This window comes from Bradyrhizobium sp. USDA 3315, from assembly GCF_054056795.1.
This window is the reverse complement of record NZ_JBSRYP010000001.1, coordinates 7,941,816-7,965,782: the sequence shown is the minus strand read 5'-3', so window position 1 is coordinate 7,965,782 and position 23,967 is coordinate 7,941,816. Positions and strand designations below refer to the sequence as shown.

The following is a 23,967-nucleotide window of genomic DNA, read 5'->3' as shown; positions in this document are numbered from 1 at the left end:
CGCTCCCCGCGCTGGCTCAGCGCCGCCGGACCGTTGTCGGCTGGCGCCGAACCGATCGAGTGATGCGCCGTGGATCCCAGCAGGTTGCCGAGGTCATTGCGCATCGCCCTGGTGGCCGGCCTTGTGCTTTTGGCGGGGGGTGCGAGCCTGTTCGCCTATCGCTGGTACGAGCGGCCGACGACCCTGACGATCGCGGTTGGGTCGCTGGACGGCGAGGCCGGGAGGCTGGTCTCGGCGATCGCAGGAAAGTTCGCCCAATCGAAAGCACCAGTCCGGCTCAGCCTGGTCCAGACGCCGGGACCGCTTGAGTCCGCCAAGGCATTCGCGTCCGGAAAGGTGGACCTCGCGGTCGTCCGTGGAGACGTCGGCGATCTATCGCAGGCCCAGGCCGTGATCGTGTTGGCCCACGCCACCGTCCTGTTGGTCGCGCCGCCCGGCGCTGCGATATCTGACGTGGCGGAGTTGAAACGCGTCGCGATCGGTGTGATCGGCGCCGAAGCCAATCAGAAGCTGATCAAGGTGCTGACCGACGAATACGATCTGACGCGCGCGGGCGTGACGTTCAAGCCGCTCGCCCCCGCGGATGCGCGCCGGGCGCTCGACACCAAGGAGGTACGGGCGATCCTGCTCGTCATGCCTTTGACTGAAAAATATCTTTCGCTGCTGCGCAATGTCTTCGCGCGCACCACGCGAGCCGGCCCGGTGATGATCGCCATCGAGTCCGCCGGAGCGATCGCCGAGAAAGAGCGCGCCTACGAAAGCTTCGACGTACCGAAGGGAACCCTGCGCGGCTCGCCGCCTGTTCCTGCTGATGACCTGACGACGCTGCAGACGTCGTTTTATTTGGTGGCACAGAAGAAGCTTGGGAATGACGTGATCAGCGACCTGACGCAGTCGATCATGAACGCGCGGCGAGAGTTGCTCGCCGAACTGCCGGCGCTCTCCCAGATCGCTACGCCTGATACCGACGCGGGCGCCTACATTCCCGTGCATCCCGGGGCGGCTGCGGTCTATGAGGGGACCAGGGAGAGCTTTCTCGATCAATGGGGCAATGCGATCTTCCTGGCGCCGATGATCGCAGGCGGGCTTGCGTCGGTGCTCGCGGCGGCGTGGAAATTTCTCCGCTCGAGCGAGGCACCGAGCCGGAAGGAGGCGCTCGACACGCTTTATGCACTGGCAGGGCGAATTCGGATGGCCAGGCGTGTGTCGGATCTCGAAGAGATCGAGCGCGAAATCGATCAGGTGCTGCGTACGCAGCGCGAGCAGCCGGTCGCGGACGACAAGGCCGAGCGCGCCGTCACGGCGGTGAACGTTGCGGCCCATCGGCTCGAGAACCTGATTCACGACCGCCGCATCCACCTTGCGTCGCGACAGCCGGGCCAGGCCGGAAGCCAGGTCGAAAGCTGAGTCGAAAGCTGAGCCGAAGGACAGTTTCCTTGATCTCGATCAAGGAGGGGAGGGGATCGTGGCCGATGCTGTCGACCGTTGGTGTCGATGGAGGTCGCGATGTTCCGTTGGGGCAAGATTCTGCTCGCGGTTGTGCTGGTGTCGGTGACGTCCGTTGCCGCATTCGCGCAAACGGCTGACAAGCCGCCCGCCCAGACCAGCCCGCCCGCCCAGGCTAGCCAGCCGGCTGCGGCAACCCAGCCGACCGATCAGCTCCTGAAGCCGGAACAGCTGGAAGCCCTGGTGGCGCCGATCGCGCTCTACCCGGACTCGCTGCTCGCCAACGTCCTGGCGGCGTCGACCTATCCGCTCGAGGTCGTGCAGGCCGATCGCTGGCTCAAGGAGCGCAAGAGTCTGAAAGGGGATGCGCTGAAGGCCGAGGTCGACAAGCAGGCCTGGGATGACAGCGTGAAGGCGCTCACGAGCACCGCCGACGTGCTCGCGATGATGAGCGACAAGATTGATTGGACGAAGAATCTGGGTGATGCCGTGCTGGCCCAGCAGCCCGACGTCATGGATGCGATTCAGCGGCTGCGCAGCAAGGCGCAGGCCAACAACAAGCTGGTGACGACCAAGCAGCAGAAGGTCAGCGTCCAGACCCAGGAGAACAAGCAGGTCATCGTCATAGAGCAGACCGATCCGAACACCGTCTATGTGCCCTATTACGATCCCGCCACGGTCTACGGCGCGTGGCCGTATGCCGCGTACCCGCCGTACTATTTCGGCTATCCGTCCTATATCGGCGCCGGTGTTGTCGCGGCAGGTCTTGCTTTCGGCGCCGGCTGGGCGATCGGGCGCTGGGGCAATTATTGGGGTGGCGGCTTCAACTGGGGCAATCGCAACGTCTATGTCAATCATCGGACCACCAACATCGCAAATGGCTGGCAGCACAATCCGGCGCATCGCCAGGGCGTCCGCTACAACAACAGCAACGTCCAGCAGCGCTTCGGCGGCAACGCCAATCGGGCCGGTGCCAGCGATCGGATGAACTTTCGCGGCCGTGACGGTCAGCAGGTTCTCAATCCGGGCGATCGCCAGGGTGCAGATCGCGCAGGTGACCGGGCAGGAGACCGCGGCGGCGACCGTGCGGGTGATCGCGCCGGAGATCGTGCGGGCGATCGCGCTGGAGATCGTGGAGGCGACCGCGGCGGAGATCGTGCGAAGGGTGGTGACCGTGCAGGTGCAGGCGATCGCGCCAAGGGCGGCGACCGCGCGGGTGCCGGCAACAAGGGCGGTGGCGATCGCGCAAAGGCCGCCAACCGCGGCAATGCCGGTAACCGCGCAGCTGCGGCGAATCGCGGCGGTGGCAGTCGTGGCGGCGCCATGAACGTATCGTCCGGACGGGCAGCGGCGGCGGCATCGGCGCGCGGGCGATCGAGTATGGCCAGCATGCCGCGCGGCGGCGGCGCAAGTTTTACCGGCCGTGGTGGCGGTGGCTTCAGCGGCGGCGGAGGTGGCTTCCGCGGCGGTGGCGGAGGCGGTGGTTTTCGCGGCGGCGGCGGTGGACGGCGCTCCGACATCGCGCTCAAGCACGACATCGAGCTGCTTGGGCATCTCGCCAACGGCCTCGGCTACTACCGCTTCAGCTATCTCGGTAGCAGCAAGGCCTATGTCGGCGTGATGGCGCAGGAGGTCGAGCAGGTCATGCCGGCGGCGGTGACGCGCGGCGCCGACGGCTATCTCAGGGTCTATTACGACAAGCTCGGACTCAAGTTCCGCAGCTACAACGATTGGCTTGCCGCCGGCGCGAAGATTCCATCCCCGTCGGAGGCATCACGATGACAGGCCCCTCGTACTCGCGACTGGATCATATTGCCTCCATCGGCGTGGCCACGGCAACAGCACTCGCCTTGCTGCTGACTCCGGCGCGCGCGCAGCAAGGCTTCCCCAATCCGGAAGACGCGGCGTCCGCCTTGGCAACCGCGGTCAAGACCGGCACCAGTCGGGCGATGCTGAAGGTGCTGGGCCGCGATGCCGCCGATATCATCGAGTCGGGCGACGATGTCGCCGACGCCAATGCGCGAGAGAGCTTTCTTTCTGCCTACGACGCCAAGCATTCGATCAAGGCTGATGGCAACAAGAAAGCCACCTTGATTCTGGGCAGGGACGATTTCCCGTTCCCGATCCCGCTCGTCAACAACAATGACGGCTGGAGTTTCGACGCCGCCGCGGGACGTCGCGAAATCCTCTACCGCAGGATAGGCCGCAACGAGTTGGCCGCGATCCAGACCTCTCTTGCCTATGTCGACGCACAGAACGAATACGCAGAGAAGGATCGCGGCGAGGGTGTGGGCGCCTATGCCCAGCGCATCGTCAGCAGGCCGGGCAAGACGGACGGGTTGTTCTGGCGCGACGACAAGGATCCAAGCCCGCTCGGCGAGCTGGCCGCCCAGGCCGCCGCGGAAGGCTACAAGGTCGGCGAGCAGAGCATGCCGTACCACGGCTACTACTATCGGATCCTGAAGGCACAGGGCTCCGACGCTCCTGGCGGCGCGCTGAACTATGTCGTGAGGGGCAAGATGATCGGTGGATTCGCGCTGGTCGCCTATCCCGCCGAATACGGCAATTCCGGCGTCATGACCTTCCTGGTCAACCACGCAGGCACGGTCTATCAGAAGGATCTCGGCTCACGCACCGATTTCCTCGCCAAGCGCATGATCGTTTTCGATCCGGATCACACCTGGAAGAAAGTGGATCCGACTAATCCCTGAGCGAGGAAGGGCTGCAGTGACGCGACCCATGATCCGTTCCATCATACTGGCGCTTGTCGCGATGGTCCTCTTGGTCGCGCCATGCTTCGCCCAGGCCGTCGGCCACGTCCAGGTCAAGTTCGTGAAGGCCGCGCTCGTGGTGGGCGGCGGCGGCGGCAGCGGCACGTTGACCTACCGCGGGCGGCACTATCGGTTCATCGCGTCCGGCTTCAGCCTCGGCGTGACTGCCGGTGCGTCGGTGACTTGGCTGGAGGGCACCGCCTCAGGCATCAGGGACGTCAACGATTTCGCCGGCAGTTACGCGCTGGTCGGGGCAGGCGGCGCGTGGGCCGCGGGCGTAGGCGGGGTGAGCCTGCGCAATGAGCACGGCGTCGTTCTCATGCTCAAAGGGCCGAAAGCGGGATTGGAGTTCGCCGCCAATCTGGGCGGACTCACGATTTCGCTGCGCTGAGCTCGGGCTCGATTCGCCCTGCCTCAGATGGGCCGCAGGTGGAAGGTGCCTCCGCCGCGCGACGACCAGCGTCCGGGGTGCGGCGCTGAGCGATGGATTGATCTATCTCAAGGCCGGGTCCGAGGCTCAGGTTCAACCTGCATTCGGCGGGGCGGCGATAGGTCATCCAGGTAACCGGGAGGTGGGAGGCATGTACCGGCACATTCTCACTCCGACAGATGGGTCGGAACTGGCGGAGCAAGGGGTGAAGCAGGGGTTGGCGCTGGCGAAATCTCTCGGAGCCAAAGTATCGGTCATCTTCGTCGTTGAGCCGCTCTCGGAAATAGGAGGGCGGTACCGTGATTTGCTCGCGAGATTTGCCGAGATACGTAAGGAAGAGGCCACGAGCGCGCTGGATCGTGCCGCACACGCGGCCAGGGAGGCCGGCGTTCCCTGCGAGACAAGCCAAGTCGAGAGCGGCCAACCCCATCAAGCCATCATCGCGGCAGCCGCGGATAAGGGCTGCGATCTCATCGTTATGTCATCGCACGGGCGCAGCGGGCTCTCCATGCTGCTCATCGGCAGTGTGACAAACAAGGTGCTGACGCAAGCAAGGACTCCGGTCCTTGTCTGTCAGTGAGGGTGCAGATCGGTGGATAGAAAGTACTGTGCATGGAGCTTGGGAGAAATCGAATGAACAAAATCGCTGTGTGCCTGGCTCTTGCCGGTGCGATGCTGTCGGGCCCGCTGCAAGCGCAGACGAGCGTCGATATGGCGCGGATAACCTGCGCGCAGTACCTCGCCATGTCCCCGGGCGATTCTTCCGTATTTTCTGCCTGGATGAGTGGCTGGTTCAATCAGAAGAAGGGATACGTCTTCGTCGATCTCAACGCGTATGCGCGAAATGTCGCAAGCGTAAAGGCATGGTGCGCGACCAATCCCACTCAGACCGTGATGGCCGGCCTTGAGCGCTCTACGGCCGGCCAGTGATCAAACAGGATTGGAAGATAACAATGAAACCATCGATTCTTGCCGTTGCGACCGTTGCACTGCTCGCCACGAGCGTCGTGGCCAAAGCCCAAGTCGTCGTCGATCTGTCCCTCATTACCTGCAAGCAACTGCTGGAGGCGGACCAGGAAAGACAAATGCTGATCAGCTCCTGGATGTCGGGCTATTTCAGCGCATCGAAGAACCTGACCGTCGTCGATTTTCGCTACGTCGAGCGAAACGGCAAGGTCATCGGCAAGTACTGCAAGTCGCACAAGACAGACACCGTGATGAATGCGATGCAAAAGAACTGGCGCTGACCATCGTCGCTGCGATCGCGCAGGCAGCGGACAGCATCCTTGTCCTTCTCGGGTCGGAGGTGAAGCCGGCGATGCCAACGGTCGGCAGGCTCGTCGCGGTTCACTCGCGCTTCCGATCGAACCGCTTCTCCCTCAACTCGGGCCGCAGCGCCCGTATTTTTACGGTCCGCGCCCTTGACCGAGGTCAAGGCGCGGCCACTGGCAAGATGGTGTGTCGCTAGGGCTGTTCGCTCTCTCCGGTGTCGCGGTGTCGGCCATCTGGTATGTCACTTATGAAATTCGCCGACGTGGTCTGCTGGCTCAAAGGGCGCGCAGTCCTCGCGAGACCAGGACATTTGCCAGCGAATCGGAAGCCAAGGCGTTCGCACGGTCAAAACTGGACGAAGGGCTGGTCGTGTTTGCCGGCACCATCAATCCGCACCTCCCCAGGCAATTGATCCCCTCGCAGAACATCGCCGATTGGCTCGTCGAACAGTGAGTCGGCTCCGGCGCTTCCTCTCCGGCAGCACGAGCTTCGTGCTGCACCGAATGTTGAAAGCACAGCCCAAGCACGGTGTTCGTTTGCCCTTGAGTGTTGCCATTTTGGCACGCGCCTTTTCGTGACTCACATCTAGGCTTCGATCACTGCCCCGATTGGGCGAGCGCAAGGACTGCTGTTCTCGATTTAACGCGAAGAGACCCGGAGATCATTCCATGAAGAGATTTTTGCTTTCTGTCGCCGCGATTATCGGCATGGCCACGCCGGCGTTGTCGGCTGACATGGCCGTCAAGGCGGCGCCTGTGCCGGTCCCTCCGCCGGTCTACAACTGGACCGGCTTCTATATTGGTGCGAATGGCGGCTGGGGTGAGAGCCGCACCTGCTGGGATTTCATCCCTGCCGTCGGTGGTGTCGTGGCCGACGGGTGCAGTTCGCGCTCCGGTGGCGTTTTCGGCGGACAGCTCGGCTATCGCTGGCAGGCCGGCCAGTTCGTCTTCGGCCTGGAAGGACAGGGTGACTGGGCGGACCTGAAGAGCTCGCGCCTCAGCCTGATCGATCCGAGGTTCTCGACGACAACGAAGACCGACGGACTGGGCCTTTTCACTGGCCAACTCGGCTGGGCCTGGGATGCCGCGCTGTTCTACGTGAAGGGCGGTGCAGCGGTCACCAGCAATCGCTATGACATCTTTACCACGGTCGGCGGAATCGGGGTCGCGTCGGCGACATCGACCCGTTGGGGCGGTACCGTCGGCGTGGGCTTCGAGTACGGGTTCACCCCGAACTGGTCCGTCGGGCTCGAATATGACCGTCTGTTCATGGGCGATGCCAACAACACGTTCTCGGTGGTCAATCCCATCGTGGCCGGCGCCGCCAACCGGATCGGACAGGATGTGGATCTGCTGACGATCCGCCTGAACTATCGGTTCGGCGGGCCGGTCGTCGCGAGATACTGATCTCCCTGGATGGATGTAATTTGGGCCCCGGCATTCTTGCCGGGGCCTTTCTTTTAGTTTTGGCGGCTACCGGACCAAATGTCCGAAGTGCGGCAAGCGCCGCTGTCAGCGCTTTGCGGCTGCGCCCTTCGCTGCTTCGTAGGCGTCGCGATAGCCTCTGGCGATGGTCCGAACGCCTCGCCCGATATCGTCATAGACATCGTCGGGCAGGTTCGCGAGCGAGACGCGAAGCGACCATTCGGGCGCATCGAATCCGCCACCGTTCAACAGCACGATCCCGTGGGCTTCAGCCAGCCTGAACGCGAGGTCCAGCGGATGGACGTTCTTCTTCAGGTATTCAACCGCCTCGTCGCCGATGTTCTTTCGGGCCCAGAACTCGAAATCGATCAGGGCGTAGTAGGCATCATAGCTCGGATTCGGGGTCAGCTTGTCGGCAAGCCCGAGGCCGTCGAGCAGCGACCACAGGCGCTTGTTGACGATCTCCATGCAGGCGGCCTGATAGGCCTTCTTTTCGTCCATCATCTCGGCGAGCGAGAACAGGCTCATCATCACCTGCTGCGGCAACGACAGGCCCGCGGTGTGATTGAGCGCCACGTCGCGGCTGTCGGCGACGATGCGGTCGATCAGCTTGAGCTTGCGCGGTTCGAGCGTGAGCGGCCCGTAGCGCTTGTCGAGCGCCTTCACGGCCTCGTCCGGGAGCTTGGCGATCATCTTGTCGAAGATGTTGTCCTCGTGGATGGCGATCGCCCCTAACCGCCATCCCGTGCAGCCGAAATACTTCGAATAGGAGTAGACGCCGATGGTGTTGTGCGGCAGTTCGCCCAGCAGCGAACGGAACCCGTGCACGAAGGTGCCGTAGACGTCGTCGGTGAGGATCATCAGGTCGGGGCGCTTGGTCTTGACCAGATTGGCCAGCTTGGCAACCGTCTCCTTGCTCAACGCCATCCCCGGAGGGTTGGACGGATTGACCACGAAGAAGGCCTTGATCTTCGGATCTTCCAGCTTCTTGATTTCCTCGTCGGTGAACTGGAACTTGTTTTCCTGCGGAGCCCTGATCTGAACGACCTTCAGGTCGTAGTCTTCCAGGTGCGTCATCTCGATGTAGGGCGTGAAAATCGGTGTCGCCAGTGCGATCGTATCGCCGGGCACCAGCAGCCGGTTGGCCTTCAGCGACTTGAAGAGGTAGCACATCGCCGCCGTGCCGCCCTCGACCGCATAGATGTCGAATTTTCCGGCCGGCCGGGGCTCGCCGCAAACCGCCCACATCAGGTATTCGTGCACGATCTTTTCGTTGTGCACCAGCATGCGGTCCGGCACCGGGTAATTGTCGCCGATGATCGAATCGACCAGCTCGTGGACGAAGGCGTCGGGGACGAAGCCGAATTTCTTGACCGCAAAGGGCAGCATCTCGGTCAGGAAGCTCGCACCCGGCATGTCCTTGTGCTGCTTGAGCCAGGCTTCGAACCGGCCGGCGATGCCGCTTGCCTGGGGCATGCCGCCGATGCCCGCCGGGTGCTCCATCACCCGCTTGCTCTCGGTGATGGCGAATTGTCCCAGCAGGAAGAAGCCTTCGCGCGGCGTCGTGGCCACCCAGTTCGGATTGCCCCGCCCGGCGTTCAGGAAGGGCATCTGGCTCCGCTTCGAATTGCTCTTGGCGAGGTTGATCAGCTCGTCCTTGATCTCGAAGGGGCTCAACGCCTCGAATTTCTTCAGGGTCAGAAGATCGGCCATTTGACACTCCCGGGGCGATGCATGCTGTTGGAATGGAGGCGACAGGCTCCGTTGCCTGCGCAATCGCGCGCAGCATGATCGGCGACCGGTTACGAGCCTTGATCTATGTCAACGGTCACGCGCAGGCGATACGATGCTGCGACGGATAGTCGCTCACGATGCGAGTGCGCGGCACATGTGTGGTGTCGGCAAGATCATGAAATCGCGAGGCTCTCGCAGCTGCGGTTGACATAGATCAACATCCTGCTCGCCAACCGCCGTCTGATGTCGACCGATACGGTTGCTCGCCCTTTTCGGCACCCGTGCACGAGATCGAAGCGGGCGCACGCCGAAGCCCCGGGACAGCATGAACGGGTGACATCATGATCGATTGGCTCTTCCAGACGCTCCGCACCTATCCCGAAATTGCGATCTTCCTCTCGCTGGCCCTGGGCTACTATTTCGGTTCCTTCACCTATAAGGGGCTTGGACTGGGCGCGGTCACCGCGACACTGGTCGCCGCTGTCATCATCGGCCAGATCGGGATCACTATATCAGGGCCGCTGAAGCCGTTCTTCTTTCTGATGTTCCTGTTTGCAATCGGTTACGGTGTCGGACCGCAATTCGTGCGCGGTATCGCGCAGGACGGCGTCCCGCAGGCGATTTTCGCGGCCGTGGTCTGCGTCTTCTGTCTGCTGTCCGCCTATCTCGGCGCCAAGGTCGCCGGTTACGACGTCGGATCGGCGATCGGGCTCTATGCCGGCTCGCAGACGATCTCCGCGTCGATGGGACTCGCGACCGACGCCATCAATCGCCTTGGTCTGCCCGCGGACGAAGCCAAGAAGCTGCTCGATGCCATGCCGGTCGCCTATGCCGTGACCTATATCTTCGGCACGGTTGGGTCGGCGATCGTGCTGGCGCTGCTCGGACCGGCGCTGCTCGGGATCGATCTCGAAGCCGCGTGCAAGAAATACGAGGAGGAGCATGGCGGCAAGAAGGAGCTGGGCGGCCCAGGGACGGCCTGGCACCAGTTCGATGTGCGCGCCTATCGCGTTCATGAGCGCGGACCCGTCGCCGGCAAGACCGTCGGGCAGGCCGAGGCGCTGCTTCCCGATCATCGCATCTTCGTCCTCCGGCTCCGGCAAGCCGGCAAGATCGTGGATGCAACCTCCGACACCGTGATACATGCCGGCGATGTCGTCGCCGTCGCCGGGCGCCGCGATGTGCTGGTGCAGCTGATCGGCGAGCAGGCCGAGGAAGTCGACGATCGCGAGCTGCTGGCGGTGCCGATCGAAGGTGTCGATGTCTACGTGACCAGCAAGGACGTCGACGGCAAGACGCTGGAGCAACTGGCCAAGGAACCGGGCGCTCGCGGCGTATTCCTGCGCAAGATCGCCCGGGGGGCGATCGCGACCGAGATTCCGATCCTGCCGAACACCAAGATCAATCGGGGCGACATCCTCACCCTGGTCGGCCGCACGTCCGATGTCGCTGCCACCACAAAGATGCTGGGCCGGCCGGACCGCGCAACCGATGTTGCCGACGTCGCCTTCATCGGGGCTGCGATCGCGATCGGCGCCCTGGTCGGCGCCTTCGTCTACAAGATCGGAAGCGTGCCGCTGACGTTGTCCACCTCCGGCGGCGCGCTGATCTCCGGCCTGTTCTTCGGCTGGCTCCGGTCCGTGCACCCAACCTTCGGCCGCATCCCGTCACCCACCGTGTGGTTCATGAACTCGGTCGGCCTGAACGTCTTCATTGCCGTGGTCGGAATCTCCTCGGGCCCGGGATTTGTCGCCGGCCTGCAAAAGCTCGGCTTCAGCCTGTTCCTTTGGGGCGTCGTCGTGACCACCGTGCCGCTGATCCTGGCGATGTTCGTCGGCAAATACGTGTTCCGCTTCCACGACGCGATCCTGCTCGGATGCTGCTCCGGCGCGCGCACCACGACCGCTTCGCTGGGCATGATCAACGACCGCGCGAAGAGCCAGATTCCCGGTCTTGGCTACACCGTCACCTATGCGGTCGGAAACACGCTGCTGACGATCTGGGGCATGGTGCTGGTGATGATGATGACATAGCCGCGGCGCGGGACCGTGTTGAGACGATGTTGACCTGGCTGGCGCAATTTCTCGTTCGGTATCCGGAGCTCGCGCTGTTCCTGGTGATCGCCGCGGGCTACTGGATCGGAAGCTTCAAGATCGGCGCTTTCAGCCTCGGCCCGGTGACGGGCGCGCTGTTCGCAGGACTCGCGGTCGGCGATTTCGCGCATGTGCCCGTCTCCAGCATGACCAAATCGTTCCTGTTCCTGCTGTTCCTGTTCGGGGTGGGCTATTCGGTCGGTCCGCAATTCATGCTGGCGATGAAGCGCGACGGGCTGAAGCCGATGTTGATGGCCGTTGTCGTCAGCCTCACCGGGCTTGCGGCAGCGATCGTCGCGGCACGCGTGCTGCGGCTCGACGCCGGCTTTGCAGCCGGGCTCATGTCGGGCGCGCTCACCCAAAGCGCGGCGATGGGTACGGCAACCGATGCAGTCAATGGGCTCGCCGTGACCGAAGCACAGCGCGCGTTGTTGGTCTCGCACATCGCGGTGGCCGACGCGGTCTGCTACATCTTCGGCTATGCCGGCGTGATCACATTCTGCACCCTGATCGTTCCGGCGCTGCTGAAGATCGATCTGAAGGCGGAGGCGCTCAAGCTGGAGCAGACCTTGGGCATCACGCGCGCCAAGCCCGGCCTGGCGTCTGCCTGGCGCAAATTCGAATTGCGTGCCTACCGGCTGGATGCTCAGGCGGCGATCGCCGGATTGTCGGTGGCCGCCGCCGAAGCTCGTGTGCCCGGGCAACGCGTGTTCATCCACCGCATTCGTCGCGGCGAGCGCATCTTGGAGACAGAGCCTGGAGCGGTGCTCGCGGCCGGCGATATCATCGCGCTGTCGGCGCCGCGCCAGACCATCGTCGAACTGATCGGACCGCGCGGCGAGGAGGTGGAGGACCGCGAGCTGCTCGACATCCCCGTGATTTCGGCGGACGTGTTCCTGATCAACCGGGAGCTCGCAGGCAGCAGTCTGCAGCAGGCGTCGGAACAGAGCTGGGCACGCGGCCTCTACTTGCGTTCGTTGAGCCGCGGCGATGAAGCTCTCCCCATCGCGGCCGGCGTTGTCCTGCAGCGCGGCGATATGCTTCGCGTCGTCGGTCCTGAATCGGTGGTGCAGAATGCAGCCAAGAGCATCGGCGTCATGGTTGCGCCCAGCACCAGCATCGATTTCGTGGTGCTGGGGCTCGCGATCTTCTTCGGCGGCCTCGTTGGCGTGCTCCTGAGCTTTTCGATTGGTGGCGTCACGATCTCGCTGAGCACCAGCGTCGGTACGCTGCTCGCTGGACTTCTTGTCGGCTATCTCCGCACACGTCTGCCGTATTTCGGCCGGATCCCCGATGGCGCCATCAGCCTGATGACGTCGCTCGGACTGGCTGCGTTCGTCGGCCTGACCGGGATCCATGCCGGTCCGGTCTTCCTCTCCGCCATACGGGAGTCGGGCGTCGGCCTGCTGCTGGGTGGCATGTTTGTAACCCTGCTGCCGCAGATCGTCGGCTTCTGTTTCGGCCATTTCGTGCTGCGCATGAACCCCATCCTCATGCTCGGCGCTTTGACCGGCGCACAGACGGTCACGGCCGCGATGGCCGCCATTCAGGAGCGCTCGGGCAGCTCCGTGGTGGTGCTCGGCTACACGCCCGCCTATCCGATCTCCAATATTCTGCTGACGACCTGGGGATCGATCATGGTCGTCGTTTTCGCTGGATGACGGGGCAGGGACGGCTCGCGCTTAGCTCACCATTGAGAGCCGCCCGGCGGGGCGAATCTTGAGATCCGGATCGACGCCTTGATGGAGTCCCTCTGCTGGCAGCATGGCCCAGACTGCGCCGATGTTGCAGGGGACTAACGCGCATTTCAGAGCGAAACATGAATGTGAATGCGGAGGCCGATGAGTAACCCAGACGCAACGCGATCTCCGTGATCGGCAGGTCGCTGCCCAACAATTCGATAGCCTTGAGCAGGCGGAGACGTTGACGCCATGCGCGCAAGCTCATGCCGACTTCGCGCTCGAAGTGTCGCGTCAAGGTTCGTGGCGACATGCCGATCTCACGCCCCCATCTCTCGGCGTGGCGCGGATTCGCAGGATCGGCGTAGAGGGTTTCACAGAGGGCCAGCAGGCCCGGGTGGGTGGGCCAAGGTAACGCTGCCGAGATCGGCGTCGCCCGCCGCAACTGATCGAGGATGAGCGCGATAACGCGAGCGGCGTAGCGACGATCCTCACCTTTCAGCGACGCGGCTTCCACGATGAGCGTCCGCAGGAGCGGGGACACATGGATGACCGTCGTGCCGGACGTCATGCCTTGGCCGGCCGCATTGGCGACCCAGAGGCTCCGGAATTCCGCTCCCATCAGGGAGCCGACCGAATGCTTCGTACCGGCCGGCAGCCAGACGGCCTGTTCCGGAGAAATGACGACGCGCCGTCCATCAGCCTTCACGGTGAGCGCGCCTGAGATCGCGTAGACCAGCTGATTCCAGCTGTGACTGTGTTCGGCGAAGTAGCTCCTCGCAGGAAGAGACTGCACCCGAACGATCAGAGGCTTCGGTGATCCGAGGCCGTGCGGGGCATCGACCGTCTTCCAGCCGGCGTTCCCTGGCGAAATGTGACGTTTCATCGACATAAATTGGCAATCTGTAGAAGGAAAAGTCCAGCGATTTCTCCTTAACTCCGCCGCGGGTAATCCACGGCCCGGTGGACCGGCCACCGGTCCTATCGGCCACGTCCGGTCGACGGACATCTAACGGCGGAGCAAGCCGCAGCGTGAACTTCAATTTTTCCGTTCCCAGCCATGAGGCGCCGACCGCCATTCGCCGCGAGCGCAACAATGTCGCAAGGCTTGCCGTCGCCCAGGCCCTCGCAGGCGCAAATTCCACGGTCGTCTACGCAACCGGGGCCGTGGTCGGCGACATGCTGGCGCCCACCAAGGCACTTGCGACGCTGCCGGTCTCGGTTTTTGTCGTCGGCATGGCTCTGTGCACGCTGCCGGCGGGCGTTGTCGCGCAGCGCTACGGCCGGCGCATGACATTCCTGCTTGGTGCAGGCAGCGGCGTCCTCGCAGGCTTGATTGCGCTCCTGGCGGTACTCAACGCGTCATTCCCGCTATTCTGCGCCGGGACCTTCTTTGGCGGCGTCTACGCGGCCGTGGTACTCTCTTTCCGCTTTGCGGCGGCCGATTGCGCAGCACCTGAACGGCGTCCGCGCGCGCTCTCGGCCGTGATGGCTGGCGGTGTGTTCGCCGGTGTGATCGGTCCACAGCTTGTGACGCACACCATGAATCTGTGGGCGCCGTACCTCTTTGCCGCAACGTTTGTCGGCCAGGCGGTGGTTGCAGCGCTCTCCGCGGTTATTCTGGCGGGCGTTGAGCTTCCTCCGTTGACTGCAACGCATCTCAACGCCGGAAGGCCGCTCGCTGTCATTGCCCGGCAGCCGCGCTTTATCCTGGCCGTGATCTGCGGGGTCGTCTCCTACCTGCTCATGAATTTCCTCATGACCGCAGCCCCGCTGGCGATGAAGCTCTGCGGGCTGCCTCAGGAATCGGCCAATCTCGGTCTGCAGTGGCACGTCATTGCGATGTACGCCCCGAGTTTCTGGACCGGCCGCTTGATCACGCGCTTCGGCGCATCCGCGATCGTCGCGGTCGGGCTGGTATTGATTGCGGCCTCTTCGTCGGTGGGCCTGCTCGGGATCGATGTCGTGCATTTCTGGGCGACGCTGAGCCTGCTCGGGATCGGCTGGAACTTCGGCTTCATCGGCGCCTCCGCGATGGTTCTGGAGTGCCATCGTCCCGAGGAAAAGGCGCGCGTTCAGTCGCTCAATGACTTCGTGGTCTTCGGCACGATGACCGTCGGCTCCTTCCTGTCGGGCGGGCTGCTGTCGTCCTTCGGCTGGTCGACCGTCCTGATGCTGTCGTTCGCACCACTCGTCGCCGCATTGCTGGCACTCATCGGCTTTTCATACCGGCCCACCGCACGACCAAGCTAGCGTCTCGAGGAGAATCCAAATGAGCGTAGCGGAAACCCCGGTTCAATATATGGAGCGAACGCGCCAATATTACCGTGCCCTTGGTTACGACAACGACTATGTCTGGGCGAGGTTTGATGATGTCCCTTTCATCAAACCTGCCAAACTGTCATCGGATCTGCGTATCGCACTGATTACCACGGCCAGTCCGCCGGATTTTGACGGCGTCAAACGGGTGTGGTCGGGTGAGGTTTCGCCGCCGCCCGGGAAGCTGTTTACCGACAACGTTGCGTGGGACAAGGAGTCGACCCACACCAATGATCCGGGCAGCTTCCTGCCGGTAGAAGCCGCTTTTGGATTGGTCGGCGAGGGCGCCCTTGTCGGACTGACCCGGCACTTTCACGGCGTGCCGACAGAATACAGCCAACGGAAAACGAACGCGGAGGATGCACCTGAAATCCTGGCACGGGTTCGAAAAGACGGGGCTGATGCTGCGATCCTTTGCCCCCTTTGCCCCGTGTGTCATCAGACCGTAAGCTTGGTGGCCCGGCATCTGGAAGCGAACGGCATTCCGACGGTCATTGTCGGCTCGGCGCAGGATGTCGTGGAGCACTGCGGCGTGCCACGGTTCTATTTCACGGATTTCCCGCTGGGCAATCCTTGCGGGCATCCCTGGCGACCGGACATGCAGCGCGAAATCATGCGCCAGGCGCTCGCCCTTTTTGACACGGCGACGGCGCCGCGAACGACTGTGAAAGCGCCATTTGCGTGGAAGGAGGAGGGTTCCCTTTGGCGGCCCCGGTATGGAAGAGTAAATCCAGAGGATCGCGAGCGGCTGCTCAAGCTGGGTGACGAGCGCCGCCGGCGGCAAGCCAAGGCCAAGCAGGTTTCCATGGAGGGAGTGTCATCAAAATGACCGAGAGTTCGATGGGAAATCGGGTGGGCGTTCTTGAAGACCGGTACGGCAACCCCTTGAGCACAAGCTCTGCCGCCGCCCGCGACGCATATGTCGCCGGCGTCGACAAGCTGCTCTCGGCTGGGTCGGGGATTGACCAGGCATTCCGCGACGCGATCGCCGCCGACGAAGGTTTTGCTCTGGCGCACATTGCGCTTGCGCGAACCCTGCAACTGCTCGGTCGCGGCAACGAAGTCAAAGCGCCGCTCGAACGCGCGATCGCGCTAGCGCCTGCTACGACTTCGCGCGAGCAAGGTCATATTGCTATCTTTGCCAAGATCCTGAGTGGTCAAGGCGCTGCGGCGGTTTCGGCGATCGCCGAACATATCAAGCACTGGCCGCGCGATGCCATGGTGCTGGCACCGGCCACCGGTGTCTTCGGCTTGATCGGCTTCTCGGGCAAGTCCGGCCGCGAGGTTGAGCAACTGGCGATGCTGGAGCCGCTTGCAACCCATTACGGCGATGACTGGTGGTTTCGAACCGTGCTCGCGTTTGCCGAAATCGAGCTGCACAGGCTCGACAGTGGTTTCAGGAATATCGAGACCGCCCTTCGTGGTTGTCCCCGCAACGCTCACGCTGCGCATATCAAGGCCCATCTGTTCTATGAGAAGGGACAGCGCGAGGAGGGGCTGGCTTATCTCGAGCAATGGAACGCCGCTTACCCACGCGAGGCGCAACTGCATTGCCACATCAGTTGGCATCTTGCCCTGTGGTCGCTGGAGACCGGCAGGCGGGATCAAGCCTGGAAGATCTATCGTGAGGCGCTGCATCCGGGCGGCTCGTGGGGGCCGCAAATCAATGTCCTCACCGATTGCGCCTCGTTCCTTGCACGCGCCGAGATGGCGGGCGAGCCGCGGTATCCGGAACTGTGGAGCGAGATCAGCCAGTATGCGGCGAAGTGGTTTCCCAACTCGGGGATCATCTTTGCCGACATGCACAGCGCGCTCGCCTTTGCAATGGCCGGCGATGCGGAGGCCTTGGCGAGGATCATCGAGAACCCGAAGGGACCCGCCGCGGACATGGTGGTGCCCATCGCGCGCGGCTTCGATGGTTTGGCCAAGGGCGACTGGACACGGGTCGTCGATGAGCTAACGCCCGTCCTGGCAACCCATGAAAGGGTTGGAGGCAGCCGCGCGCAGCGCGACCTGCTGGAATATTCCGTCACTTGCGCCTTGCTGCGCAGTGGTCGCGCCGACGAGGCGCGGCGGCTGATCGCGTCACGACGACCGCAGAATGCGGCGAGTGGCGTTCCGCTCGCGGGCATCTGAACGTGTCCTGGTTTAGGGACCTGCACTGGCCAAGAGATCCGAAATCGCGAAGTGGTGGGTTTCGGATGGCGCCGCCTGAGGGAGAGTAATGATGCGCATCAACGATGATCTGTCGAAGCCTGTTATCGTTCACGCCTCGAAGCTGGACTGGGTGGCCAGTCCGTCGGCCGGCGTGGATCGGCGCATGCTGTTCCGCATTGGCGGCGAAGTCGCGCACGCCACCTCGATCGTGCGTTACGCTCCCGGCAGCGCTTTCCCGCGTCATACGCATGGCGGTGGAGAAGAGATTGTCGTCCTTGAAGGTACCTTTCAGGATGAGCATGGCGACTATCCCGCGGGCAGCTACTTCCGCAACCCTCCGGGGACGTCACATGTTCCCGCCTCGAAGGACGGCTGCACCATCTTCGTGCGGCTCTGGCAGTTCCGGGACGAGGACCGGACCCAGGTCGTGCGTCAGCCAGGTGAGGGCCAACAGGTTGCGCCGCGCCCCGGTGCAAGCAGCGTCAGCATTCTATTTAAGGACGGCGACGAAGAGGTCCGCCTTGAAGACTGGCGACCGGGTGAGACGATCAGCCTTGCGAACGCGCGCGGGCTCGAGTTCTTTGTTCTATCGGGGGGACTAACGATCGGGGGCGAGACGCTGCAGCCGCAGGGCTGGGGTCGGCTACCCGCCGGCGTCGACCTGAAAGCGACGGTGGGCCCGCAGGGCGCGAAAATCTGGATCAAGGAGGCGCCGCTGCTGCATCCGGATGTCTGTCGACTTCCCGGGTAGCCGGTACAGTTCTGACCGCCTCCGTTGAGCTCCCTGCAATGGCGAAGCTACTTTGCATGGGGTTGTTTTCGATATTTTGGTTGGGCCGGGCCTGTTTCGGCCGGGCAGCGCTCCGAAACATCATGTTGCATTGAACCGATGTTGCGGCTAGGCAATTGAGATGACATAGAAATTTTCCGTTGCCCCGATGATGGATTGGAGCGAGAGTTCAAGATTTTCAGTTGGTTAGATGGCCGCGTGTGCACGACGTGTGCACCCGGAGATCAAGAAAAATCTCACGACAGGCAGCGCGAGCATGGGGCGCTACGAAGCGCTTCCCACTGTGCAGATTGTCGCGCCGGCCGCGGATATTGTTCCCGCAACCCTCAAGGTGCTCGCCAGGGCCGGACTGACTCTCGATGATATCGACCTGTTCGATGTCAACGAGGCGTTCGCCGTCGCCGTGGAGAAGTACATCCGCGACCTGCGGATCGATCGAAACAAGATCAACGTCAAAGGAGGTTCGATCGCGTTGGGTCATCCAATTGGCGTGACGGGCACCATCTTGATCGGGGCAAGTTTCCCGACAGGCACCCCGAGTCCTGCGTCGCGCTGCAATAGCAATTGTGCTGGCACAAAAAATGCTGAGGCGCCTCCGCGACGGCGAGCGCAAGGTTCGCTGGGCAGACGGAGGAGAACATGAGAGCCCAAGTATTGAGAGCGTATGACGAGAAGCTGTCCAACGACCGCTGGGTCATCGAAGAAAACGTACCTGATCCCAAGCTTGCGAAGTCGACCGACGTTATCGTCCGAATCGGCGGCGCGGGCGTATGCAGGACCGATCTCCATATCATCGAAGGCGTCTGGAAGCCGCACATGGATCCGTCCGGCGACAAACTCCTCCCCATCATCATGGGACACGAAAATGCAGGTTGGGTCGAGGAGGTCGGCAAGGAAGTCGAGGGACTGAAAAAGGGAGACCCCGTCATCGTTCATCCGAAGATCACCGGAGGGACGTGTCTCGCCTGTCGTCGCGGCTTCGACATGCATGGCCCCGGCACATTTCCTGGTCTGGATTGCAACGGCGGCTATGCAGAATTCCTCTGCACCTCGGAGCGGAATATCGTGCCGCTGCCACGGACGCTTGGCCCCAAGGAGGTGGCGCCTTACGCGGATGCGGGGCTCACCGCCTATCGCGCCGTCAAGAAGGCGACGCGTCACCTTTTGCCCGGCGAGTCTTGCGTCGTTATCGGTGCAGGTGGATTGGGCCACATCGCAATCCAGTGCCTCAAGGCAATGTGCGCCGCCGATATTATCGTCGTCGACAAGTCCGAAGCGTCGCTGAAGCTAGCCGAAAAGTCAGGTGCCGACCATCTGGTGAAAGCCGACGGCGATGAAGTGGCTGCCGTTCTGGCTCTGACTGGCGGAAACGGCGCAGAGGCGGTGATCGATTTCGTCGGCGAAAAGGGCACGACATCCAGGGGGCTGGCGATGACCCGTTCGATGGGCAGCTACTATGTCGTCGGCTATGGCGAGGACATCCGCATTCCGACCGTCGACATGGTGATCACCGAGAAGAACATCATCGGCAATCTGGTTGGCACATGGGCCGAACTGACGGAGTTGATGGCGCTCGCAGACCGCGGTCTGGTTGAATTGGCGACCGCCGAGTATCGCCTCGCCGATGCAAACAAGGCCTTGCATGATCTCAATGCCGGCAAGATTCATGGACGCGCCGTATTGATTCCGTGAAGTCGAACGTGGTCCACCGCGAGCATTTGCTCGTGGTGGATTTCACGGGCCCGGCCACCTGTCACAGCGAAGGAGCTCTCGTTCGGTTGTGTAGGCCGGAGATGGCTTGAAGGAAGGAGGTTTTTAGGACCGGGCGGAAGCAGCCAGTCGATCAAATCGGCTTCCAGGCATCCAACAGATGCTCATTTTGCATCGCAAAAACACCAACGGAAGTTCGCAGCGAGTCTCAATTTGCATATCGTTGTCGCAATTTGCGTCGCGGTCGCTCTCAAGTCGGGGCGGCGCGGTCATCCAGGATCACCGGCGATCACTTTGTTCAGGAAGCGGTGGTCGGGAGTCTGGCACGGCCGTTGCACGAACTATGCGCAGGCACCCATCGCAGCACGCATTGATCGATTCAATAACGCCGGGAGCCGACTGCAAGATGCTTCGCGGTTCCGCGGATGATTTGGGGCGATTGCCAGTGACATCGTTTCTTCGCATTGAGAGGCGTCACATGAGGTTCATTCTGGTGAACGGCATGAGGCTGCGCCCGAGAACCCTCTGCATGCTTTGCTGTGAGCCAATCGGCGCGAGCTATCTCAAGGAATTCAGCACCGGGCTGTCCTTCTGCGGTCATGACTGCTACGCACTCTATTGCGACCGCTGGATCTCCAAGGCGGCGCAGACGAAGCACTCGGCCGTTGCGGACACCTCCCGCTAGCTCGTCCAACCGTGTGGGGGAAGCGTTCGGGCAAGAAAGCCATCCAGGTCGAGATCCCGAAACATCGCGGCATCCAACGTGCGGTCGCTGCGGCTTCCGACGAAGCCACTTCGCTTTTGCGGTGCAAAAATTGCTGCGCACGCCGATGCTTTTGCATTGTCGGGATTCTCATTCTGCAATTTCCGTCGCAATCTGCATCTCCTTCACCCGCAAGCCGGGCGGATGTGACGGCTCCGTCCACTCAATATCAGCATCAGCGCCTCTGAAAGCGCGCTGGCCAGTGCTTCCAACGCGCTGGCACGCCCATTGCAAAGCTCCTGCTCACAACAATGCCGACTGCTCCGTCCGGGGCGAGCCGCGACAAGAACGAGGGAAGGGGACGCTTGGCTGAGGGCGCATGATGTGCGGGATGAAGCATTGCGATCGAAGGACCGTGGTTCGGAAGATCGCTCCTGATCATCGTTGCGGTGCACCACAGTCGTTCCCGAAACCCTTGCCGATATCAAGCGTCCGGCCGTGCAAACGGTCGCGAGGTGGCCCGTAACGCGCGGGTAAGCACTGCCCGGTCCTCGAAGGCTCAGGCAGGCGGAATATCGATGTGGTTTCTGACCCGATCAGGAGGAAAGACGAGATGTCTGGAACTTTAACACTCAACAAGATCACCGCTCAGCGCGGCATATCCGTCGGTGATGCTGCAAAGAAGATTGCAGATCTCGGATGGAACCCTTCCTACGTCCAGGAAGCGATGACTTTTCCCACGGACTACAAGATTGCGAAGGCGCCAAAGGATCCGATGAAGCAGGTCCTCCGCTCCTATTTTCCGATGCAGGAGGAGAAGGACAACCGCGTCTACGGTGCGCTCGACGCTGCGCTGCGCGGCGACATGTTCCGCAACGTCGAGCCACGTTGGGTCGAGTGGATGAAGCTGTTCCTGGCGATCATTCCGTTCCCGGAAATCTCCGCAGCGCGATCCATGGCCATGGTTGGTCGCCTTGCTCCGGGTGAAGATCTTCGCACCGGCTTCACGATGCAGATGGTCGACGAGTTCCGTCACTCGACGATCCAGATGAATCTCAAGAAGTGGTACATGGAGAATTACATCGATCCGGCCGGCTTCGACATCACAGAGGAAGCGTTCGGAAAGTGCTACGCCACCACGATCGGCAGGCAGTTCGGTGAGGGCTTCATCACTGGGGACGCAATCACCTCTGCGAACGTGTATCTGACCGTGGTCGCCGAAACCGCGTTCACCAACACGTTGTTCGTCGCCATGCCGTCGGAAGCCGCACGCAACGGTGACTATGCGTTGCCGACGGTGTTCCTGTCAGTTCAGTCGGATGAGAGCCGGCACATCGGCAACGGCCACTCGATGCTGATGTCGATGCTGAAGGAGCCGGAGAACCATCTGCTGCTGGAGCGCGACATGCGCTATGCGTTCTGGCAGAACCACGCCATCGTCGACGCGGCGATCGGAACCTTCATCGAATACGGCACCACGAACCGCGACAAGGCCAAGGAGTCCTATGCGGAGATGTGGCACCGCTGGATCTTCGAGGACTATTATCGCACGTACATGCTGCCGCTCGAGAAGTATGGCATCAAGATCCATCATGACGACGTTCAGACTGCCTGGAAGCGGCTGACCGAGAAGCATTACGTCCACAAGGTCGCGCAGTTCTTCGCGGTCGGTTGGTCGGCCAACTTCTGGCGCATCGAGGCCCAGACCGACAAGGACTTCGAGTGGTTCGAGCACAAGTATCCTGGCTGGTATGCGCAGTTCGGCGACTTCTGGAAATGGTACGAGAAGCTGTCGCACCGCGGACAGACCAACATCCTCTTCAACAGCGATGTCGGTTACGTCTATCCGCATCGTTGCTGGTCGTGCCTGGTGCCCTGCCTGATCCGCGAGGACATGGTCACGGGCGAGATCGACGGCAAGCTTTACACGTTCGCCCATGAGCTCGATCGGTGGACGGCCGTCGAAGCCTTCGCCGGCGAGTACCAGGGGCGTCCGACCCCGGCGATGGGACGGTTCAGCGGCCGTCGCGAATGGGAAAGCGTCTACCACAACGTGGATATCGCCGATGCCATCAAGGATCTCGGCTTCGTGCGCACGGACGGCAAGACCCTGGTCGCCCAGCCGCACCTGCGCTTCGACGAGAAGGAAATGTGGACGCTCGACGACGTCCGCGGCCACATCCTGAAGAGCCCGCTGCTCACGCTGCGGGAGATGAGCCCGGCCGACCGGGAGAAGCACCTCGCCGAGTACCGCAAGGGATTCACCATCAATCCCTGCAACTAACCGAGACGGAAGGAGCCGGCTCCGGCCGGCTCTTCCCGATCGATCTCCGGAAGATACGCAAGCCTTGGTTTGAGGAGGCCCTATGGGCACGCCCGCTAATGTCGTTCGCCTGCAGCCGGTAGGCATAGAATTCGAGGTCGAGGAGAACGAGACCGTTCTTGACGCCGCATTCCGCCAGGGCATCGCACTGCCTCATGGTTGCAAGGAGGGGCAGTGCTCGGCGTGCAAATGCGTTCTCACCGGAGGCGAAGTAGAACTCAAGAAGTATTCGACGTTCGCCCTCAACGAGATGGAGCGAGGCCAGGACTACATCCTGCTGTGCCGGACCTTGGCCTATTCGGATCTCGAGGTGGAGCTCCTCAACTATGACGAGGAGGTGCTGTCGAAATCGATCCCGGTCAGGGACTTCACGGGCACAGTCACGAGCGTCTCCGCACTGACCCATGACATCCGGCTTCTCGAGATTTCGCTCGAGCAACCTCTGAAGTTCTGGGCTGGTCAATATGTCGACATCACGCTCTCGGGGGCAGAGACGATTACGCGCTCGTTTTCCATGGCAAATTCGCCGATCGAGGGCGAAAAGCTCGCCTTCATCATCAAGAAGTACCCGAACGGACGCTTCTCTTCCCGGCTCGACGGAGACCTCGCCGTCGGAACCGCGGTCGGACTCCGCGGACCCTACGGGACCTGCTTCCGGCGAGAAAACAGAACCGGAGCCATAGTCCTGGTCGGCGGCGGATCGGGAATGTCGCCGCTATGGTCGATTCTGCATGATCACATCGCGTCTGGCGAAGAACGCCCGGTACACTTCTTCTACGGAGCACGGACGCGCAACGATCTTTTCTATCTCGATCGCTTCGCGGAGCTCGCCGCCAGGCATCCGGAGTTCCACTTCGTTCCGGTGCTCTCCCATGCGGCCGATGACACGGCCTGGGATGGAGCAAAGGGCTTCGTGCACGAAGCTGTCGGAGCGCATCTTCGCAGCGCGGGATATGGCGAAGACGTCGACGTGTATGCCTGTGGACCGTCGCCGATGATCGAGGCGCTGGTGCCAGTGCTGCAGATGAACGACGTCGAGTCGGATCGCATCTTCTTCGACAAGTTCACACCAGCCAACAACTGAGAGTTCCGACTAGCGAGCGTGCCTTTTGTAGA

The 23,967-nt window shown here is 62.3% G+C and carries 21 protein-coding genes and 1 pseudogene; 20 read left to right on the top strand and 2 right to left on the bottom strand.

The window, feature by feature from the left end; translation table 11 throughout:
* Window positions 1-84: 84 nt before the first annotated feature.
* From ACVIYL_RS37500 to ACVIYL_RS37460, 9 genes are all read left to right on the top strand, one after another.
* A complete protein-coding gene (locus ACVIYL_RS37500) occupies window positions 85-1,407 on the top strand; it encodes a TAXI family TRAP transporter solute-binding subunit (RefSeq protein WP_229189525.1) in 1,323 nt (440 codons plus the stop codon).
* 99 nt (window positions 1,408-1,506) lie between these two features.
* A complete protein-coding gene (locus ACVIYL_RS37495) occupies window positions 1,507-3,228 on the top strand; it encodes a DUF3300 domain-containing protein (protein ID WP_456780913.1) in 1,722 nt (573 codons plus the stop codon).
* Entirely contained in the window at window positions 3,225-4,157 is a 933-nt protein-coding gene (locus ACVIYL_RS37490; protein WP_456780912.1) for a DUF2950 domain-containing protein, read from the top strand. The genes ACVIYL_RS37495 and ACVIYL_RS37490 overlap by 4 nt, the downstream gene beginning before the upstream one ends.
* Before the next feature lie 28 nt (window positions 4,158-4,185).
* Window positions 4,186-4,608 (top strand): hypothetical protein, encoded by a 423-nt coding sequence (locus ACVIYL_RS37485; protein WP_456780911.1) that lies wholly within the window; start codon window positions 4,186-4,188, stop codon window positions 4,606-4,608.
* Window positions 4,609-4,705: 97 nt separating this feature from the next.
* Complete coding sequence (locus tag ACVIYL_RS37480) at window positions 4,706-5,227, top strand: universal stress protein (RefSeq protein WP_456780910.1); 522 nt, start codon at window positions 4,706-4,708, stop codon at window positions 5,225-5,227.
* A gap of 53 nt (window positions 5,228-5,280) precedes the next feature.
* A complete protein-coding gene (locus tag ACVIYL_RS37475; protein WP_456780909.1) occupies window positions 5,281-5,577 on the top strand; it encodes an HdeA/HdeB family chaperone in 297 nt (98 codons plus the stop codon).
* Window positions 5,574-5,894 (top strand): HdeA/HdeB family chaperone, encoded by a 321-nt coding sequence (locus ACVIYL_RS37470; protein WP_456780908.1) that lies wholly within the window; start codon window positions 5,574-5,576, stop codon window positions 5,892-5,894. Before ACVIYL_RS37475 ends, ACVIYL_RS37470 begins: the two co-directional genes overlap by 4 nt.
* Before the next feature lie 211 nt (window positions 5,895-6,105).
* A complete protein-coding gene (locus ACVIYL_RS37465) occupies window positions 6,106-6,372 on the top strand; it encodes a hypothetical protein (RefSeq protein WP_456780907.1) in 267 nt (88 codons plus the stop codon).
* A gap of 215 nt (window positions 6,373-6,587) precedes the next feature.
* Window positions 6,588-7,325 (top strand): outer membrane protein, encoded by a 738-nt coding sequence (locus ACVIYL_RS37460; RefSeq protein ID WP_229189086.1) that lies wholly within the window; start codon window positions 6,588-6,590, stop codon window positions 7,323-7,325.
* A 105-nt stretch (window positions 7,326-7,430) separates the two neighbouring features.
* Here the strand turns inward: ACVIYL_RS37460 and aspD are convergent, their stop codons facing one another.
* Complete coding sequence (gene aspD, locus ACVIYL_RS37455) at window positions 7,431-9,056, bottom strand: aspartate 4-decarboxylase (RefSeq protein ID WP_456780906.1); 1,626 nt, start codon at window positions 9,054-9,056, stop codon at window positions 7,431-7,433.
* A gap of 362 nt (window positions 9,057-9,418) precedes the next feature.
* Between aspD and aspT (ACVIYL_RS37450) the strand changes: the two genes are divergently transcribed.
* Together aspT (ACVIYL_RS37450) and aspT (ACVIYL_RS37445) are read left to right on the top strand one after the other, a co-directional pair.
* Window positions 9,419-11,110, top strand: coding sequence for an aspartate-alanine antiporter (gene aspT, locus ACVIYL_RS37450; RefSeq protein ID WP_456780905.1), 1,692 nt, complete (start codon window positions 9,419-9,421; stop codon window positions 11,108-11,110).
* Window positions 11,111-11,136: 26 nt separating this feature from the next.
* Window positions 11,137-12,831 carry an aspartate-alanine antiporter gene (gene aspT / locus ACVIYL_RS37445; RefSeq protein ID WP_456781927.1) on the top strand — a complete coding sequence of 565 codons (1,695 nt, stop codon included), beginning with the start codon at window positions 11,137-11,139 and terminating at the stop codon, window positions 12,829-12,831.
* Here aspT (ACVIYL_RS37445) and ACVIYL_RS37440 read toward each other — a convergent pair.
* On the bottom strand, window positions 12,806-13,741 hold the full coding sequence (locus ACVIYL_RS37440; protein ID WP_456780904.1) for an AraC family transcriptional regulator: 936 nt from the start codon (window positions 13,739-13,741) through the stop codon (window positions 12,806-12,808). The genes aspT (ACVIYL_RS37445) and ACVIYL_RS37440 overlap by 26 nt on opposite strands.
* A gap of 185 nt (window positions 13,742-13,926) precedes the next feature.
* On the opposite strand from ACVIYL_RS37440, the gene ACVIYL_RS37435 reads away from it, so the two are divergent.
* The 9 genes and pseudogenes from ACVIYL_RS37435 (at window position 13,927) to ACVIYL_RS37395 (ending at window position 23,935) form a co-directional block, all read left to right on the top strand.
* The gene (locus ACVIYL_RS37435) at window positions 13,927-15,102 is read left to right on the top strand and encodes an MFS transporter (RefSeq protein WP_456781926.1); all 1,176 of its coding nucleotides are present in this window, start codon (window positions 13,927-13,929) and stop codon (window positions 15,100-15,102) included.
* 19 nt (window positions 15,103-15,121) lie between these two features.
* Window positions 15,122-15,997, top strand: a complete 876-nt coding sequence (locus tag ACVIYL_RS37430; protein ID WP_456780903.1) for a glycine reductase — start codon at window positions 15,122-15,124, stop codon at window positions 15,995-15,997.
* Window positions 15,994-17,304 (top strand): tetratricopeptide repeat protein, encoded by a 1,311-nt coding sequence (locus ACVIYL_RS37425; RefSeq protein WP_456780902.1) that lies wholly within the window; start codon window positions 15,994-15,996, stop codon window positions 17,302-17,304. The genes ACVIYL_RS37430 and ACVIYL_RS37425 overlap by 4 nt, the downstream gene beginning before the upstream one ends.
* 91 nt (window positions 17,305-17,395) lie before the next feature.
* On the top strand, window positions 17,396-18,076 hold the full coding sequence (locus tag ACVIYL_RS37420) for a cupin domain-containing protein (protein WP_456780901.1): 681 nt from the start codon (window positions 17,396-17,398) through the stop codon (window positions 18,074-18,076).
* Window positions 18,077-18,428: 352 nt separating this feature from the next.
* Window positions 18,429-18,629, top strand: a pseudogene (locus ACVIYL_RS37415) (acetyl-CoA C-acyltransferase); the annotation flags it as partial.
* A 125-nt stretch (window positions 18,630-18,754) separates the two neighbouring features.
* Complete coding sequence (locus ACVIYL_RS37410; protein WP_253609242.1) at window positions 18,755-19,807, top strand: NAD(P)-dependent alcohol dehydrogenase; 1,053 nt, start codon at window positions 18,755-18,757, stop codon at window positions 19,805-19,807.
* A 496-nt stretch (window positions 19,808-20,303) separates the two neighbouring features.
* A complete protein-coding gene (locus ACVIYL_RS37405; RefSeq protein WP_225646124.1) occupies window positions 20,304-20,510 on the top strand; it encodes a hypothetical protein in 207 nt (68 codons plus the stop codon).
* Window positions 20,511-21,141: 631 nt separating this feature from the next.
* Complete coding sequence (locus tag ACVIYL_RS37400; protein WP_225646125.1) at window positions 21,142-22,812, top strand: aromatic/alkene/methane monooxygenase hydroxylase/oxygenase subunit alpha; 1,671 nt, start codon at window positions 21,142-21,144, stop codon at window positions 22,810-22,812.
* Window positions 22,813-22,894: 82 nt separating this feature from the next.
* Window positions 22,895-23,935, top strand: a complete 1,041-nt coding sequence (locus ACVIYL_RS37395; protein WP_225646126.1) for a 2Fe-2S iron-sulfur cluster-binding protein — start codon at window positions 22,895-22,897, stop codon at window positions 23,933-23,935.
* The last annotated feature ends 32 nt before the right edge of the window (window positions 23,936-23,967 follow it).

Bases quoted from the DNA above. Each gene is read 5' to 3' on its own strand.
- ACVIYL_RS37495 (WP_456780913.1), top strand. From the start codon at position 1,507: ATGTTCCGTTGGGGCAAGATTCTGCTCGCGGTTGTGCTGGTGTCGGTG.
- ACVIYL_RS37405 (WP_225646124.1), top strand. From the start codon at position 20,304: ATGAGGTTCATTCTGGTGAACGGCATGAGGCTGCGCCCGAGAACCCTC.
- ACVIYL_RS37410 (WP_253609242.1), top strand. From the start codon at position 18,755: ATGAGAGCCCAAGTATTGAGAGCGTATGACGAGAAGCTGTCCAACGAC.
- ACVIYL_RS37490 (WP_456780912.1), top strand. From the start codon at position 3,225: ATGACAGGCCCCTCGTACTCGCGACTGGATCATATTGCCTCCATCGGC.
- ACVIYL_RS37425 (WP_456780902.1), top strand. From the start codon at position 15,994: ATGACCGAGAGTTCGATGGGAAATCGGGTGGGCGTTCTTGAAGACCGG.
- ACVIYL_RS37420 (WP_456780901.1), top strand. From the start codon at position 17,396: ATGCGCATCAACGATGATCTGTCGAAGCCTGTTATCGTTCACGCCTCG.
- aspD (WP_456780906.1), bottom strand. From the start codon at position 9,056: ATGGCCGATCTTCTGACCCTGAAGAAATTCGAGGCGTTGAGCCCCTTC.
- aspT (WP_456781927.1), top strand. From the start codon at position 11,137: ATGTTGACCTGGCTGGCGCAATTTCTCGTTCGGTATCCGGAGCTCGCG.
- ACVIYL_RS37395 (WP_225646126.1), top strand. From the start codon at position 22,895: ATGGGCACGCCCGCTAATGTCGTTCGCCTGCAGCCGGTAGGCATAGAA.
- ACVIYL_RS37440 (WP_456780904.1), bottom strand. From the start codon at position 13,741: ATGTCGATGAAACGTCACATTTCGCCAGGGAACGCCGGCTGGAAGACG.
- aspT (WP_456780905.1), top strand. From the start codon at position 9,419: ATGATCGATTGGCTCTTCCAGACGCTCCGCACCTATCCCGAAATTGCG.
- ACVIYL_RS37475 (WP_456780909.1), top strand. From the start codon at position 5,281: ATGAACAAAATCGCTGTGTGCCTGGCTCTTGCCGGTGCGATGCTGTCG.
- ACVIYL_RS37400 (WP_225646125.1), top strand. From the start codon at position 21,142: ATGTCTGGAACTTTAACACTCAACAAGATCACCGCTCAGCGCGGCATA.
- ACVIYL_RS37460 (WP_229189086.1), top strand. From the start codon at position 6,588: ATGAAGAGATTTTTGCTTTCTGTCGCCGCGATTATCGGCATGGCCACG.
- ACVIYL_RS37485 (WP_456780911.1), top strand. From the start codon at position 4,186: ATGATCCGTTCCATCATACTGGCGCTTGTCGCGATGGTCCTCTTGGTC.
- ACVIYL_RS37430 (WP_456780903.1), top strand. From the start codon at position 15,122: ATGAGCGTAGCGGAAACCCCGGTTCAATATATGGAGCGAACGCGCCAA.